Genomic DNA, 15,460 nt, shown 5'->3' with positions numbered 1-15,460 from the left:
AGTCCCCTCACTGCAGCTTTTGTTTATCTAGAGCACAGCCATCTCGGTTGGCTTGATGTCCAGCTTGAAGCGGTTTACTTCCTTGCCCTCGAAGAGGTCGATGACAACGAGTTCCTTCTTGTTGGCATCGGTGACGAATGCGTAGCCGTCTTCCGCCTTGAGGATCGGTCCAGGCAGCTGCCATTCTTCGTTCTCGCGCCACTCGGAGATGGCGTCGATCTTCTTGGTAATCTCGCCGGTCTCTGGGTCGATGACGTTGAGCTTGCCGTCGTAAGTCAGCACGAGGGCCTCTCCTAGCGGGCCGCGGGCCAGGGAACGGAACCAGTAGGAGGAACCGAGGTCAACCTTTTTGGCGGAGTAGTCCTTGGTGTTGATGAGGGAGACAGAGGTTGGGCGCTCGAACTCGGCGTCCTTTTCGGTCTTGTTGTCAGCCAAGATGACGTCGGATTCCTCAGAGCCGGCGGAGTTGCCGGAGCGCTGGTAGCCGTCTTTGCCCGCGTAGGCGGAAACGTCGATCTTGTGGAACTCCTTGCCGTCGAAGACAACTGGGCCGTCCTCGCAGCCGAAGAAGAGCTTGCCGTTTCCGGCGGTAGCCTCACCGTGAACGCCTGGGCACTTGGTGGTCTCGGTCAGGACCTTGCCGTCTTTGGATAGATGCTGGATGGTGTGGCGCTCGTCCTCGGTGCCCTTGGTCATGACGACGGAGCCGTCCTTGAGCGGAACGGCAACACCGTGATGTGCTGCGCCGGATTCGAAGGTCTTGACGTCTTTCGGGTCGCCAGCCTGGTCGGTTGGGAAGACCTGTGCGGTGCCTTCGCCGTCAGAGAAGAGAGCGGTGAAGCCGTCGTGGTGGACCACATGGCCGGCGTGCGGCGCCTCGATCTCGGCGTCGGAAAGCTTAGGCTCGGCGGTGTAGTAGTGGTTGTGATCGCCGTGCGGCTTGGTGATGAGGCCGGAGTCGAAGCTAAGGAACTTATCGCCTTTGGTGACCATGACGTGGCGGTTATCGCCAGCGTTGGACAGGCGCAGGAATGCAGGAATTTCCTCTTCCTCGATGACCTTGCCGGTTTTGGCGTCGTAGGTCTTCAAGCCGCCTTCGTGGGAGATGACCACGCGATTGGGTAACTGAGCAACTTCGGTCTCGCCCTCGCCGGCCTCCATTCCATCGTGTTCATGATGGTGGCCTTCATGATCGTGCTCGTGATCGTGGCCCTCGTGATCGTGGCCCTCGTGTTCGTGCGACTCAGTCGCGGCATCGTTGGCCGGGGCCTGCTCATCAGCGGGCTTGGAGCAGGAAGTGACAAGGAGTGTTGTTGCGGAGACAGCGGCAAGGATAGATAGCGCAGATTTCTTCATACCCGTTTAGACTATTTAGAGTAATTTTCATTTGCAATAGTCTGAGGTGGTGAGGGGGGTAACTGCGCGCTAGGCACTAAGATGGTTAAACGTTATGGCGAACCTTATTAACCTGGAAAAAGTTTCCAAATCTTTCGGTCTGCAGACGCTGCTCAACGGGGTGTCGTTGGGTGTTCAAAGCAGGGACCGCATCGGAATCGTTGGCGTGAATGGCGGCGGCAAGACCACGCTGCTGGAGGTGCTCACCGGTATCGAGCCGCCGGACGAGGGGCGTGTGTCCCACAATTCTGACCTGCGCATGGCCGTGGTGACCCAGCGCTTTGAGCTTGATTACGCCCTGACTATCGCCCAGGTCATCATCGAACCGCTCGGCCTCGAGACCTTCGAATGGGCCTCGAATGCCAAGGTGCGCGACGTTTTGGGCGGCCTCGGAATCGTGGAACTGGGCCTAGATACGCCAGTGGGTTCTCTGTCTGGTGGCGAGCGCCGCCGCGTTAACCTGGCCGCTGCATTGGTCCAGGAGCTTGACTTGATCGTGCTCGACGAACCGACCAACCACCTGGACGTGGAAGGAGTGCAGTGGCTGGCACAGCATCTCCTGGCGCGCAAGCTCGCAGCGGTCGTAGTCACCCACGACCGCTGGTTCCTCGATACCGTGGCAACCACCACGTGGGAGGTGCACGACGGCGTGGTCGATCCTTATGAGGGCGGATACAACGACTGGATTTATGCCCGCGCCGAGCGTGCCCGTCAGGCCGATGCGATAGAGCAGCGCCGCCAGAACCTGGCACGTAAGGAGCTAGCATGGCTGCGCCGCGGTGCGCCGGCGCGTACCTCGAAGCCGCGCTACCGCGTGGAAGCGGCAGAGGCACTTATCGCTGATGTCCCAGCACCGCGCAACAAGGTTGAGCTCATGGCCTTTTCCAAGCAGCGCCAAGGTCGCGTGGTCATTGAACTTGAGGATGCCACGATTGCGACGCCGGATGGCCGCGAACTCGTTGACCACCTCACGTGGCGCTTGGCCCCGGGTGAGCGCATCGGTCTGGTCGGCGTGAACGGTTCAGGCAAGACCACGCTGCTGCGCGCCCTGGCTGGCGAACATCCACTCGCCGCGGGCAAGCGCATTGAGGGGCAGACGGTACGTCTGGGCTGGCTGCGCCAGGAACTCGATGATCTTGATCCGCAGCGCCGGCTAATCGACGCCGTGGAGGACGTGGCCACCTACGTCCAACTGGGCAAGAAAGAATTGTCTGCCTCGCAGCTTGCAGAACGCCTGGGCTTTTCCGCTAAGCGCCAGCGCACCCCGGTGGGGGACTTGTCCGGTGGTGAGCGTCGCCGCCTCCAGCTAACGCGCGTGTTGATGGCAGAACCAAACGTGCTGCTGCTCGACGAGCCAACTAACGACCTCGACATCGACACTCTCCAGGAACTGGAGTCCTTGCTCGATTCTTGGCCGGGCACGATGGTGGTCATCTCACACGACCGCTACCTCATTGAGCGCATTGCGGATAATACGTATGCGCTTTTTGGCGACGGAAAACTCACCAACTTGCCAGGCGGCATTGACGAATACCTGCGCCGCCGCGCCGCCCTCGACGCGGCTCAGCCCGCAGGCGTGGTCAACCTCGGCGAAAGCGCGAAACAGGATTCTGCTCCCGACGGCAGCGGCAATGGCGCAGGAAACGCCAAGAAGGAATCTACCAAGCGCCTGTCCTCCCAAGAGGAACGCGAGCTGACCAAGAAGATGAATGCCTTGGAGCGCAAAATGGGCAAGCTCGACGAGCAAGCCACCAAGCTCAACGCCGAGATGGCCGAGGTGGCAGGCGCGGGCGACATCGACACCGCGAAGCTAACCGAGTTAGACAGCAAGCTGAAGGAAGTAACCTCTCAGCGCGAGGAGCTCGAGATGGAGTGGCTAGAGCTTGGCGAGAAGCTCGAAGGCTAAGAAAGCGTAGATAACAATGCTATTGCGATCTCGCTTTCAGCACTGCCTAATGCTATTTAGCTCGCCCCAGTGTGTGGCACGGTGGAGGATATGAAACTGACGCGCCGTATTCTCCCCGTTTCCATCGCCCTTACTCTCGCAGCCGGCAGCTTGGCTCCTGCTCAAGCTCAGCTTCCGGATTTCTCCTCCCAGCTACCTGCGGGCATCCCGGCAGATGTCACCGCTGGCAGCTCCCAGTTCATTCCAGCTGGCGTACCACAGGTCGAACTGCCACCGCAGGCTTATGACCTTGCAAAGCAGTACAACATTCAGCTTCCGCCGTTTGTCAAGCAGCCAGCTCCGGAGGTAGCTCACCACCTCGTTGGCGCCACCACTGAGCACCTGCGCAAGCAGGGCCACGTTGAGGATCCGAACGCTCGCAACATCGCTCAGGAATGGGCTGACCAGGGCGCGGCTGGTGCTCTTAGCTACCGCAGTAACGTCGGTGACGGCCGTACTCACTTGAACGAAGGCAGCGGCAACGTCTACCGCCTGACCATTCAGGAAGCTCACGACCGCCTCAACTGGCTCAACCGTGACGTTCCAGTTACCCCGGCACCAGGCAAGCACTTCGGCGTAGCCACCAGCTTCGATGGCAACTTTGTTTACCTCGCCGAGTACTTTTTCAACTAGCTAATGCGGCCGGCTCTACGCCTGCTAGCGTGGCGCTCGAATCAACGAAATTGAGCGGGTTAGCGACAATGCAGTCACTACGATCGCTCCCACCACAAGAAGAGCGACGCCGAGTTTTTGACGGCGTCGCCTAGCGCTTAGTTCATTCGCCAGCGAACTCATGGAGCCTCCACTAGGGCAGCAGGGGCAATGCCAGAGACTTCGGCGCGGCTCGTGACAAAGCTATGGGTACGGAAACTCACCAAGCAATCATAGGTGCCTTCATCCTCAACGCCCTCATCGTTGATGAAGATGACATCACCGTGGGCGGTGTAAACGCGCATGGGTGCGCTGATCTTTGAATCGGTCTCAGGGATGGTCTCAGTAAGGAACGTGGCGCGCTCCGGAATCTTTGCCTGCTTTAGCACCTCGCGCTCGCACAATGGGCGGGCGGCGTGGTAATCGGCCCAGTTGCGGGCTGCTTCTTTGAGCAGAATCGTACTGATACCCAAAACGACCCCACAGACAACGATAAAAACCGCGAGTGCAATCCATCGGCGAAGCCTCCGACGCCACAGCGCGCGGCCTTCGTCCAAAGAGATTTGCGTAGTCACAGGAGGATAGGAGCCTTTCTAAAGAGGCTTCCTACACAATATATTAATCGGCTCATCTGGCTGAAAGCGTTCCGGGTGGTGCCGGCTTTCGCTGTCAAAATCTGCCCGAACCATGCTTTTGTGCTGCATCGTGGCGGACGAAAATACACATACGTACGATGGGGCTCATGATTTTGATTAACGTAAAATTCCACGTAAAGCCTGAATACGCAGAAACCTTCCTCGACGAGATCGACTGGTACACCCAGGCTTGTAATGCGGAGCCGGGTTGCCTGAACTTTGATTGGTACCGTGATCCGGAGGACCGTCAGCGCTTCCTCCTCGTTGAGGCTTATGCTGATGGCAAGGACGTCGAGCACGTCGAGGGCGAGCACTTCAAGCGCTCCTGCGAGGAGTTCCCGAAGTACCTGCTTGAGACCCCAGAAATCATCAACGTCCACATCGACGGTAAGACAGAGTGGGACCGCATGGCCGAGTACAAGGTCGAGTCCTAAGGCACTTGCTTAAAGCATTCCGCCTCCCTGCACCGTGTATACAACCACGCAGCGCAGGAAGGCGGATTTTTTTATTTGGGCAATTTAGGCCGCGACGTTAAGAAGGATAATCAATAGGGCCGGAGGTACTAAGAGCCCAGCGAGGATAAACCAGGCATTTTTCTGCCCAAAGTTGAATTGGGAAGAACCGCTGGGAAGGGGCACCATCGCGCGGGTATCTGTGGGGTCGTAGTAGAACAATCCGTAACGAAGCTTGCCCGCTGTAGAGGAGTCAGGAAATTGTTCATCCAGCTTTTTATTTATGCTATTCAACCTGAACACGAGCCAGACGCAAGCCACAAGGATGGCAACGACTAAGCAGGGGAAAATTAGTGGTCTAGGGCCGCTGAGAAAGATTCCAGTGAGCGCGAACGCCGTGCAGATCGCCGTTAGGGCGAAGAACCAAAAGCTTAACGTGGGAAGGATAGCAGCGGAGTGAGCACGGCTACGCTCGACATCAACTTCTGTGGATTGTGAGTAGCTCGTTGCAGCCGTCTTAGTGCCTTGCTGCGTTGTGCCGATAGTCATGGCTGAAACAATCGTCAGAATAATAGGAACAAGCACAGCAAAACCAATTGCATTGCGATAGGTCTTTGGCATCCATGCATCAGGTTCGCCTCGACCATTGAAATGCTTGAGTAGAAAGTCTGGGAGGCTGTCCCAGCCGAGAATTACAACTATTGCGGCGACTAGCGCAAGCGCTGCCGTGGCGGCCAACCAAATCCATTCCTTGCGTAGAGCTGTCAACAGGAAGTTCCTCGTGTGTTCAGTTTCCTACATAAATCCAAAAACATGATAACGAAGATATCGGCTCAAGCGTTAGACAAACGAAAAGGCGGACAGTCCGTTGTAAGGGACCGTCCGCCTTTTGCGTTCTAGGAGCTTTGGCTAAAGAACTACTAGATCTGGCACTTGGAATCCAAGTTCTTGTCGTAGTTGGAGTACTGCAACAAGGCGTAGTGGAACGCCAGGGCGTATTCCGAGGCGCCTTCCGGAAGCGGGTGAATGCCGTCGGAATAGAGCAAGTTCGGGTTGTTCTGTGCGTGGGTGCACCAGTCAGCGAGGTAGACGTTGTCGTACTTTTTCGCAGCGTCGATGACGTCGCTTTGAGACTGTGCCATCCATTCGCGGTCGCCGTAAGGAACGGCCATCACGATGGTGTGGTCTGGGCCGATGAGGTCAACGACTTCCTGAATCTGGTCGGGGAATGCCGGGCCATTGGTGCCGAAGCCAAGGAAGACCGTGGAGCGCAGGTCGCCGGCTGCCTTCAGCTGCTCGATGATTGGTGGGGCAGCGCTGTAGTGGCGGGAGACCTCAGCGTCGATGTAGATGCCTGGGTAGCGCTGCTGCAGTGCCTCGGAGGCAGCCAACATCACCGAGTCACCGATGGCGGTAATTTCATTGCCGGTTGGCATCGGGCGACGCGTCTTTTCCGTCTGCGTGCTTGGTGCGGCAGCAGGCGCTGGGCCGCCGTTTTGCGTGGACTTATTCTGCTTCTGCAGTTGCTCGAGCTGCTGCTCCAGCTCAGACTTATCGCTGGAGGTCGCCAGCGCATAGCCCACGCCCACTAGGGAAGCGACGACGATCAACGGCACGAGCGGCCAAAAGGCCTTGGCAAATCCGTCCTTCATCTCGGACATGGATGGGCGGGCCGCCCAGTAGCCAGTCCACGTCTTCTTGTAACCGCCGCGGCGGAAAGGATTCTCCACGAACTGGTAGGAAAGCTCTGCCAGCAAGAAAGAGATCGGTACCGCGACAAGGCCCAGAATCCACGGCTTGTCGGAGGAGTGGTTTCCGTCGAAAATCGCGCGCAAAATCATCACGACCGGCCAGTGCCACAGGTACAGCGAGAAGGAGCGTTGGCCGAGCCAACGCATGACGGCGGTGCTGAAGATCCACTTGAGCGGACCGAACTCACGGATAACGCCCCAGATCATCAGTGCGCCGAGAACGCTGGTGAGGATGAGGCCGCCGCGGTAGGTGAACTCAGCATCGTCCGGCATGAGGAACAGCTGCGCGATGTAGCCGGCCAAGGCGAAGGTGCCGATGACGCCGGCCATTACCTGTTCAGACTTACCAGGGCTTGGCCAAGAATCTGCCTTCGGGTGGGACTTGGTGCTGGTAACAATCAGGGACAGAATAGCACCGATGAGCAGGCCGAAGGCGTGGGTATCGGTGCCGTAGTACACGCGGGTTGGGTCTTGGCCCGGGGTGTAAATCAGCCACATTGCTACGCCGGAGGCGATAGCCAGCAGCAGCGAGACTGCGATTGGCAGACGGCGCGGCTGACGGCGGGAGATGGCAAAGACACCAAAGATAAGCAGCGGCCAGATGACGTAGAACTGCTCTTCTACGGCCAAGGACCAGTAGTGGGCAAAGACCTGGATCTCATTGTCCGCGAAGTAGGACTGGGAGGTGGCAATCTGCGTCCAGTTGTTGACGAAGAAGAACGTGCCCAGGAACTGCTCACGGATACCGACTGCGATATCGCCGCCGATGAGGGCCACGATGGCAGTACAGATAATCAAAACGGTCAGCGCTGCGGGCAGGATGCGGCGGAATCGACGTACCCAGAAGTCCTTCAGGCTGATTCGACCGCTCACACGGAACTCACGCACCAGCAGGGAGGTGATGAGGAAGCCGGAGAGCACGAAGAACATGTCCACGCCAAGGTAACCACCAGGCAGCACGTCGCCGAAGAAGTGGTAGATAACCACAGCAAGAACGGCTAAGCCGCGCAGGCCGTCAAGGCCCTTAACCTGGCGCAGGCGTGCGCGCTTAGTGCGCTTTACTTCCTTGCTATCGTGCGGGGTCTTCAACGCTTCCGGTTCGTGCGGGAAGCGGTCCACCATCACCGGCTTTGCCGGTTTGGAGTCTTGCTTTGGCTGCGATGCTTTCTGCGGCGGCTGCACGTAGGAGGTCTTCTTTGGAGCCTCGCTTGCCGACGCCGTGGAAGCACTAGCCGCGCCTGCTGCCGCACCAGCCACAGCACCAGCAGAGGCTGCCTTGCCGGTACCATCGTGCTGCTCAGGATTCTTACGTGCCTCGCGGGAAGGCTTCGGTGGCTTCATCTGCTTTGGGGTAGGCGTACCAACCGGCTGGGAACGGCGTGCGAGTGCACGCTTGATTTCCTGATCGGCCGCTGGTGTCTTCGCCGACGGAGACTTTGCTGCGGAAGCACCTGCCGTGCCTGCAGCACCAGCTGCGCCTGCCGCTGCAGCAGCGCCAGCAGCGCGACCAGCACCGCCAGCGCGGTCAGCGTTCTTCTTCGGCTGAGACGGCTGCGGCTTCTTGCCCGACTTCTGCTCGGTCTGTGGTGCAGACTTAGCAGCAGGCTTAGGCTTTTCGGCTGGCTTCTCAGCAGACTTAGCCTGCGGTGCTGACGGCTTCGACTGAACTGGCTTCTGAACAGAAGCCTTCGGAGCTGGCTGAGCCTGCTGCTGTGGCTTTTGTGCAGCATTCTTTGGTAGCGGAGCTGACTTTAGCTGTTGCTTTTGAGCAGAACCAGACTGGTTCTGGTTCTGCGGCTGTGGCTGGGGCTTTTGCTGTGCAGACTTCTGTGCAGGCTGCTGAGGCTTATTGCTTGGCTGGGCCTTGGCGCCTGGCTGCACATTCTTGGCAGGCAGAGACTTCGGGCTTATCGGCTTTTGAGCAGGAGTCTTTTGGGGTTGGCTGGCCTGCTTTTGCGCCAGCTTCTGTTGCTGCGCAGTTTGTGGCTTCTGCTGTTGAGCGGGCTGAGGCTTCGCAGCGGCAGTTTTCTGCTGAGGAGCTTGAGAAGTCTTTGGCTTAAGTTGCTGGGCAGGCTGAGACTTCTGAGGAGCTTGCTTTGGGGGCTGCGTCGGCTGTGCCTTTTGTGCAGACTGCTTTGGTTTTTCTGCAGCAGGCTTGTTGGCCTTCGCATCCTTGGATGAGGAGGCTGCGGAATCTGCAGAATTCTTAGGTGTAGAGTTCTTCGGCGCTACGCCCTTGGGAGCGGCAGGAGATTGCTTTGCCTCGGTCTTCTGTTGGGAAGCTGATGCTGGCTTGTTTGCAGCGCCCTTTTCCTGAGGTGGGTAGACCAGACGAGCATTCTTGGTGTTCTTCGGAGCTGGCTTTGCTGGAGCCTTGGAATCAGTCTGCTTCTTCTGAGGATCTGGCTGCGGCTTAGATTCAGCAGAACCTTGTGTAGGGGCTGGCGCACTTGGCTTCGGTACCGTATTGCCTGGCTTGGCGTTGGAAGTGTCAGGCTTGCCCGATGCTGCGGAAGGCTTGTTTTGTGCGGCCGGCTTGTTAGGGGCAGCGGCAGGCTTAGAGTTCTCCGGCTTCTTAGGGGCAGAAGTCGACTTCTTTTGCTCAGGCTGCTTCTGTTCGGACTGCTTCTGCTGTGCTGGCTTAGAGGAGTTTGCCTTGGCAGACTTAGCCTGGGAAGGCATGTTCACAGACTTGTCCTGCGAACCCTTGATTTGTGGATCTGCCTTCTTTGGATCGTTGTTGTGATCCTTGTTATCCGCCACTGGTTGATATACCGGTTTCTGCGGGGCCTCCTGAGGCTGTTGCGTTGGTCGGCCGAGGAGGGACCTCAAAAACTGTTTCAAAACATTCTCCAGGGAAATAGTGGCTAGCAACTGGGTTATTCTAGCCCGCGTCGGTAAATGAATCCTAAAAAATGGGGAGGAGTACTCACCCTTATTTGGGCAACCTAACTTGTGCCTAAATTGCTGGTAGCAGACTCCGCGAACAGTTTACGCAGAACCGTGGACACACCGTTGTCTGCATTGGACGGGGCGATTATATCTGCGATCTCCTTCAACTGTGGATGCGCGTTTTCCATTGCTACCGCTAGGCCCGCGGCACGCAAAAGCTCGTAGTCGTTTAAGAAGTCACCGAAGGCGGCGGTCTCGGAAAGCGCGACGTCGCTAAGCTTGGCCATAGCAGTCAAAGCCTTGCCCTTGTCGACGCCGTCTGCCATGACATCGAGCCAGACCTTGCCGGAGATGGCCACGGTGTGTTCCGGCACGACCTTGCGGACCGTAGGGGCGAGGTTGGCCTCTGAGCCGTCCTTACAGTAGGCCGCAATTTTAATGACGTTATCGAGCGGCACCTCATCGAGGGACTCCACCCACTTAACCGCACTGTAATACTTGGCGATTTCCTGAATCGCATGCTCTGGGATATCGCGCTTGATAAAAGCGCACTCCGGGGTGCACAGAACCAACGTGTGCTCAGCAGGGAACTCAGACGATGCCGCTAGAACGCGACGTACAGCTTCAGGGGGTAGGGGAAAGGACGCAATGATCTCATTGTCGCGCATGACCACCGCACCGTTTTCGGCAATGAAGGCGTCAAAGTCGGGGAACATCTTCTGCAAGGTGGCAAGCTGGCGGCCCGACGCCGGGATTAGAACGGACTCATTTTCGGCAGCGAGTGCCTTAAGTTCCGCAAAGTCATGTGGAAGTTGACCCTCCGGGTTTAAGAGAGTGCCGTCCATGTCTAGTGCAATGAGCTGCGGGGCCAAATCGTCCACCAATCTGTGATTTATCGGGGTAGCCGTATCTAATGTGATATGCCACACTGGAGGGCATGTCTGAGAATAACAATGCTGTAGAAACAAGTTCTCACGCCGAGCCAGTGAAAGTATCAGTTCGCAACCATACCGGAGTTATCGAGCTGGATCGGCCGCGCGCGCTCAATAGTTTAAATCCTGAGATGCTTGACATTATTCGCCAAGCTCTTTCCCAGTGGCGCGAAGACGAAAATGTCCAACAAGTGCTGGTTCACTCGCGAAACCCCAAGGCCTTTTGTGCTGGTGGTGACGTACGTGCCGCCCGCGACGGAGTCTTGGAGGAACGTTGGGGACAAGTGGATGAATTCTTTGAAAAAGAGTACAAACTGAACGGTGATATCGCCGAGTATCCCAAGCCCTATATCTCCGTTATCGACGGCGTCGTCATGGGAGGCGGACTAGGAATTTCCGCCCACGGTTCGCACCGAATCGTCACCGACAAAGCATTTGCTTCGATGCCAGAGATGGCAATTGGCTATATCACTGACGTCGGTGTCGCCTACATGGCCCAACGCATGATTGGCACGCGTGGAAAATCCGATCCCGCACTGGCAAAGTTTTGGGGGCTTAGCGGCTACCGCATGTATGCCGCAGATATGCTCTGGGCTGGCTTGGCGACGCACGTCATCGAAAGCCCCCAAGCATTCATCGATGATGTTATTGCCGAAGGCGTCGATGCCGCTGCAGAAAAGCACGCGATTAAACCGGAAGGTAAACCTGAGCTAGCAGAGCTCATTGATGACATCGATGAAGTCTTTGCCTTGGATACATGGGCCGAAATCAAGCAAGCGCTTCCGGCCCATACGCAGCTGGCAGAGGACTTTGCAAAACTTACTGAAAAGGCTAGCCCTTCATCTTTGGTTGCGGCTACTGAACTTTTCGCTGCGGAAGCCAAAGCGAAAGATGTCCGTGAGGCCCTGCGCATGGAGCTGGCTTTGGGCAAGCACATGTTGCGCCGGCCAGATTTTGTCGAAGGTGTGCGTGCGGTCCTAGTAGATAAAACTCATGATGCTGCGTTCCCCGCAGCGGGAGAGGCCGCCGAATTCCGCGAGGTTATCGCCAACGCCTAAATGCTGGCACGAATGCTTTACCAACTGGCGACGCCGCGGTTAGCGGCGTAAGCGGCACGGGCGCGTTCGGCGTCGCAGCCTGCAGGAAGGTCGACAGCCAGCACTGCCTCGGCAACCTCCAGAGTAGGGGCAGGTAACGTCAGCGTAGGCGAGCTCGCTAGGAGGATACCGGTCTTTTCACCCAGCGGTACGGTCAGCAAAGTCCATGCGCCGAGGATGGGCATCGCAATCTGCGGAAGAAAGGCGTCCTTCGCCCACTCCATTGGTAGGCAAGGCCGGACAAGATCTGGGACGCAGTTATCGCGCCCGAAGCGTTGCAAGTTGAAGGAAGCGCGTGCAGAATGCGTGCCCGCATAGTCCGGATCAGCCCACGCCCACGTGAACTCATCGGAGTCGACCGTTGCGATGAGATGAGCATCGACGGGCGTCGAACCGGTCGAGGTAGAAAGCATCGCGGTGGCCGTTGCGGCATCAAACTGCACGGCGGCATCAGGAAAGCGCGACTCCAGGTAGAACTGGTGCTCAACGGCGGTGAAATGGGCGTCGGCAAGCACGTGCTCTGGCAGTACACCCGAATGGGCCTTGCGGATGCCAACGATGCGCTGGCCACCCGGTGCATCCTTGGCGCTCAAATGCACGCTGGTGCCATCGCTGAGCGTGATTGTCTCCGCTGTGGCGCCGCCCTTGGCGTTACCCGGCGCGGAATCAGCTTCGAGCCGGCGCGCTTGCGCGAGGTTCAGCAAGGCCAAGCGCTCGTCGATGCCGCCGCTGAAACGCTCAAGTCCTAAGGAGATAGTGCTGGCCGTATCGTGCGGAAGACTGTTGAACGCAATGGCCACCACTGCCTCGTGATCGCCCTGCGGTACCCGGGCGACCGGGGCGTTGCCCACGAGGAAGCGCGCGATATTAAGCAGTGAGTACTCGAAAGGTTGCGGTTCGTGGAACTCCGCGATGGGCGCTTGACGCGCACCTTCCGCGCACCAGGTGAGAATGCCATCCTTGATGGTGGCAAGGCGCATGCCTGGAAAATCGCGTATTCCCTGCGCAGTGTTGAAGCGAACCTGGACCTTTTGGTCCAATTCGGTAGTCCCATCAGCGCTCGGGGAAGGCTGGAAGTTGAACTCCATCGCTTCAACCTCGCCCAGCTGCTTTGTAAATTCCGCATCGATACCTGCTTGCACGAAGGCACCGGCGGAGTAAATTTCTTCCAGATTTTTAGGCAGTGGCAACGGCGGCAATGGCATGGGGCGTGAAACTTCCTCAGCGTCGGTAGGGATTATCTATCGCTTCTTCATAAGCGGCAACGAGTGCCTTTGTGGATTCTAACCATGAATAGCGCTCTGCTTCGGTACGCGCGGCCTGACCCATGCGGGCGCGTCGCGCGGGATCTGTCAATAGACCAATCGCAGCTGCGGCCCATTCATCGTCAGAAGCATCGCGATCGATGAGGTGACCGGTTTCGCCCTCGTCGATGACGAAAGGGATGCCGCCGGCGTTTGTACCGATGACAGGCACTCCGGCAGCAAAGGATTCAAGGGCAACCAAGCCTAAAGTTTCCGTCGCTGAGGGGAAGAGGAAAACGTCACCGGAAGCGAATGCCTGCGCCAGCTTTTCGCCGGACAAATAACCGGTAAAGACAGTGACTTCAGGGTCGAAGGACTTCTTGAGCTGCTCCAGATAGGGGCCAGCGCCCACGATGGCCAAGCGTGCCGCGGGTACTTCCTGGCGCACGAGTTTTGTTACGTTGGCGAGCCGCTCCAGGTCCTTTTCTTTGGAAATGCGGCCGATATAGGTAAGAAGCGGGGCGTCGGGGTTGCCTGCGCTGAGGCGCTCACGCATGACTGGTGTGGATTTTTTCGGGTGATAGGTCTGAGTGTCTACGGCCTTGGGCCACAACTTCACGTTGTGCATCCCAATCGTGCGGGCCTTATCCACCATGGGGGCAGACGTGCACAGGTTCACCGCGGCCTGGTTGTGTAGGTAGGTGATCGCATGCTCTGTCAGCGGGCGTGTCCACCCGATGCCGAGAGCGTCAACATATTCCGGGACGTTGGTGTGAAAGCTTGCCACCAGCGGGACCGCATCGCGCCGGGCAGCGAAGACGCCTAGTGCGGCAGTCCAAATGGGGTTGACGGCATGAATTACGTCTGGGTCCCATTCGCGGATTTCCCTGAAGAATCCCCAAGTTGGAAGACCGAATTTGATCTCCGGGTAGACCGGTAAGGAAAGGCTGGGGAGCGGGGAAACCTCAAAGCCTGCAAAACTTTTCGGAGGATTGCCCGGGGCGAAAATTTTGACTTCGTGCCCTAGAACAGCAAGCTGCTCTAGGGTCTTGGTCAGGCGGGTGACTACTCCGTCGATCTTCGGGAGAAAGACCTCGGTAACGATTGCGATGCGCACGGTTTAAAAGTGGGGTTAGTGAGCGGCCTTGTCGAGGAATTCCTCCGGAATTCCAACCTGTTGCTGCTTCGTCCACAGCGACTGCGCTGGAATCTTGGAGCGATCCACGCGGTCCGCGTAGCGCCTTGCTACCTCCTCGATCTCGTGGAGGAGCCCCTCGCTCAAGGTAGTTGGCTCAAGGCCAAGTTCCAAGAAGGTGTTGTTGGAAACGTGCAGCTCGTTTTCTGCCGATTCCTTGCGCGGGTTCGGCACCATGGCAAGCTTCGCACCGGAAAGCTCGGCGACGAGTTCTGCAAGGTCGCGCACGCGATGGGTTTCTGTCATCTGGTTGATGATCTTTACGCGTTCGCCCTTGGCCGGCGGATTCTCCAGAGCCAATTCGATGCAGCGGACCATGTCGCGGATGTGGATGAAAGCGCGGGTCTGGCCACCGGTGCCGTGGACAGTCAGCGGGTAACCGATACCTGCCTGGATGAGGAAGCGGTTGAGCACCGTGCCATAGTCGCCGTCGTAGTCGAAGCGGTTGATGAGGCGCTCGTCTTTAAGTGTTTGCTCGGTGTGAGTACCCCAGATGATGCCCTGGTGTAGGTCGGTGACGCGCAGCTCATCGTTCTTGACGTAGTAGGCAAAAAGGTGCTGATCCAGCACCTTGGTCATGTGGTAGACCGAGCCTGGGTTGGAAGGGTAGAGGATGGACTGCTCGATTGGCTCCTGGCCCTCCACCTTGACCTGTACGTCGAGGTAGCCTTCCGGGATTTCCATGCCCGCGGTGCCGTAGCCGTAGACGCCCATGGTGCCGAGGTGAGCCACGTGGATGTCGAGGCCGGATTCCACGATGGCGGCCAGCAGGTTATGGGTGGCGTTGATGTTGTTATCCACCGTGTAACGCTTGGTACGCGAATTCTTCATGGAATAAGGAGCAGCGCGCTGCTCAGCAAAGTGCACTACTGCATCCGGTTGTTCAGTTACCAGGAAGTCGAGCAAAGCGTCGTAGTCCTGAGCAACGTCCAAGTTGTGGAAAGCGATGGTCTTGCCGGAGACCTCATGCCATGCCGCGATGCGTTCCTCAATCGAGACGATGGGGGTTAACGAACTTGCGCCGAGTTCCTCGTCGATAGCGCGGCGGGAAAGATTATCCACGATAATGACGTCATGGCTCTGGTCGGACAAATAAAGGGATGCTGGCCATCCACAGAAACCGTCGCCGCCCAGAATCGCAATCTTCACTGTGGACACTCCAAACTTACTCGAGGGATGCATGCGAACATGCGCTGACAGGAAGGTCTATCTTTGCCCGGAGGAGCGAGGCCTGTGGGCGGAAAATACGACTTATACGACAGTACCCCGGT

The 15,460-nt window shown here is 57.8% G+C and carries 12 protein-coding genes; 4 read left to right on the top strand and 8 right to left on the bottom strand.

Annotated elements, in window-relative coordinates:
• Positions 1-27 precede the first annotated feature (27 nt).
• Positions 28-1,356, bottom strand: a complete 1,329-nt coding sequence (locus HMPREF2724_RS00900; RefSeq protein ID WP_061921349.1) for an NHL repeat-containing protein — start codon at positions 1,354-1,356, stop codon at positions 28-30.
• A 94-nt stretch (positions 1,357-1,450) separates the two neighbouring features.
• On the opposite strand from HMPREF2724_RS00900, the gene HMPREF2724_RS00895 reads away from it, so the two are divergent.
• Both HMPREF2724_RS00895 and HMPREF2724_RS00890 read left to right on the top strand, forming a co-directional pair.
• Positions 1,451-3,301, top strand: coding sequence for an ABC-F family ATP-binding cassette domain-containing protein (locus HMPREF2724_RS00895; RefSeq protein WP_062041508.1), 1,851 nt, complete (start codon positions 1,451-1,453; stop codon positions 3,299-3,301).
• Between the two features lie 90 nt (positions 3,302-3,391).
• Positions 3,392-3,973 (top strand): hypothetical protein, encoded by a 582-nt coding sequence (locus tag HMPREF2724_RS00890; protein WP_201054694.1) that lies wholly within the window; start codon positions 3,392-3,394, stop codon positions 3,971-3,973.
• 158 nt (positions 3,974-4,131) lie between these two features.
• Here HMPREF2724_RS00890 and HMPREF2724_RS00885 read toward each other — a convergent pair whose 3' ends face one another.
• Complete coding sequence (locus HMPREF2724_RS00885; protein ID WP_070496900.1) at positions 4,132-4,566, bottom strand: hypothetical protein; 435 nt, start codon at positions 4,564-4,566, stop codon at positions 4,132-4,134.
• A gap of 167 nt (positions 4,567-4,733) precedes the next feature.
• Between HMPREF2724_RS00885 and HMPREF2724_RS00880 the strand changes: the two genes are divergently transcribed.
• Positions 4,734-5,060: a putative quinol monooxygenase gene (locus tag HMPREF2724_RS00880; protein WP_062041496.1), complete on the top strand. Its 327-nt coding sequence runs from the start codon at positions 4,734-4,736 to the stop codon at positions 5,058-5,060.
• Positions 5,061-5,144: 84 nt separating this feature from the next.
• Here HMPREF2724_RS00880 and HMPREF2724_RS00875 read toward each other — a convergent pair whose 3' ends face one another.
• The 3 genes from HMPREF2724_RS00875 to HMPREF2724_RS00865 form a co-directional block, all read right to left on the bottom strand.
• Entirely contained in the window at positions 5,145-5,846 is a 702-nt protein-coding gene (locus HMPREF2724_RS00875) for a DUF1648 domain-containing protein (protein WP_168164862.1), read from the bottom strand.
• A 152-nt stretch (positions 5,847-5,998) separates the two neighbouring features.
• Complete coding sequence (locus HMPREF2724_RS13030) at positions 5,999-9,592, bottom strand: acyltransferase family protein (RefSeq protein WP_246818176.1); 3,594 nt, start codon at positions 9,590-9,592, stop codon at positions 5,999-6,001.
• Between the two features lie 185 nt (positions 9,593-9,777).
• On the bottom strand, positions 9,778-10,602 hold the full coding sequence (locus HMPREF2724_RS00865) for an HAD family hydrolase (RefSeq protein ID WP_239240829.1): 825 nt from the start codon (positions 10,600-10,602) through the stop codon (positions 9,778-9,780).
• 56 nt (positions 10,603-10,658) lie between these two features.
• Between HMPREF2724_RS00865 and HMPREF2724_RS00860 the strand changes: the two genes are divergently transcribed.
• Positions 10,659-11,711, top strand: a complete 1,053-nt coding sequence (locus tag HMPREF2724_RS00860; RefSeq protein ID WP_061921370.1) for a 3-hydroxyisobutyryl-CoA hydrolase — start codon at positions 10,659-10,661, stop codon at positions 11,709-11,711.
• 17 nt (positions 11,712-11,728) lie between these two features.
• On the opposite strand, the gene HMPREF2724_RS00855 is transcribed toward HMPREF2724_RS00860, so the two are convergent.
• From HMPREF2724_RS00855 to HMPREF2724_RS00845, 3 genes are read right to left on the bottom strand one after another with little or no spacing between them, the layout of a single operon-like run.
• Entirely contained in the window at positions 11,729-12,955 is a 1,227-nt protein-coding gene (locus tag HMPREF2724_RS00855; RefSeq protein ID WP_070455987.1) for a DUF6882 domain-containing protein, read from the bottom strand.
• 16 nt (positions 12,956-12,971) lie between these two features.
• Positions 12,972-14,111, bottom strand: a complete 1,140-nt coding sequence (locus tag HMPREF2724_RS00850) for a glycosyltransferase family 4 protein (protein WP_070455988.1) — start codon at positions 14,109-14,111, stop codon at positions 12,972-12,974.
• A 15-nt stretch (positions 14,112-14,126) separates the two neighbouring features.
• Positions 14,127-15,338, bottom strand: a complete 1,212-nt coding sequence (locus tag HMPREF2724_RS00845) for an NAD-dependent epimerase/dehydratase family protein (RefSeq protein ID WP_061921377.1) — start codon at positions 15,336-15,338, stop codon at positions 14,127-14,129.
• Between the last annotated feature and the right edge of the window lie 122 nt (positions 15,339-15,460).

It is taken from the genome of Corynebacterium sp. HMSC071F07 (genome assembly GCF_001810285.1).
GTDB lineage: Bacteria > Actinomycetota > Actinomycetes > Mycobacteriales > Mycobacteriaceae > Corynebacterium > Corynebacterium simulans.
The sequence above is the reverse complement of the archived record's forward strand: the minus strand, read 5'-3'. Positions and strand labels throughout refer to the sequence as shown.

What these genes read in the sequence shown, in the direction of transcription:
- HMPREF2724_RS00900 (WP_061921349.1), bottom strand. Translation starts at nt 1,356, where the DNA reads ATGAAGAAATCTGCGCTATCTATCCTTGCCGCTGTCTCCGCAACAACA.
- HMPREF2724_RS00895 (WP_062041508.1), top strand. Translation starts at nt 1,451, where the DNA reads ATGGCGAACCTTATTAACCTGGAAAAAGTTTCCAAATCTTTCGGTCTG.
- HMPREF2724_RS00890 (WP_201054694.1), top strand. Translation starts at nt 3,392, where the DNA reads ATGAAACTGACGCGCCGTATTCTCCCCGTTTCCATCGCCCTTACTCTC.
- HMPREF2724_RS00880 (WP_062041496.1), top strand. Translation starts at nt 4,734, where the DNA reads ATGATTTTGATTAACGTAAAATTCCACGTAAAGCCTGAATACGCAGAA.
- HMPREF2724_RS00860 (WP_061921370.1), top strand. Translation starts at nt 10,659, where the DNA reads ATGTCTGAGAATAACAATGCTGTAGAAACAAGTTCTCACGCCGAGCCA.
- HMPREF2724_RS00855 (WP_070455987.1), bottom strand. Translation starts at nt 12,955, where the DNA reads ATGCCATTGCCGCCGTTGCCACTGCCTAAAAATCTGGAAGAAATTTAC.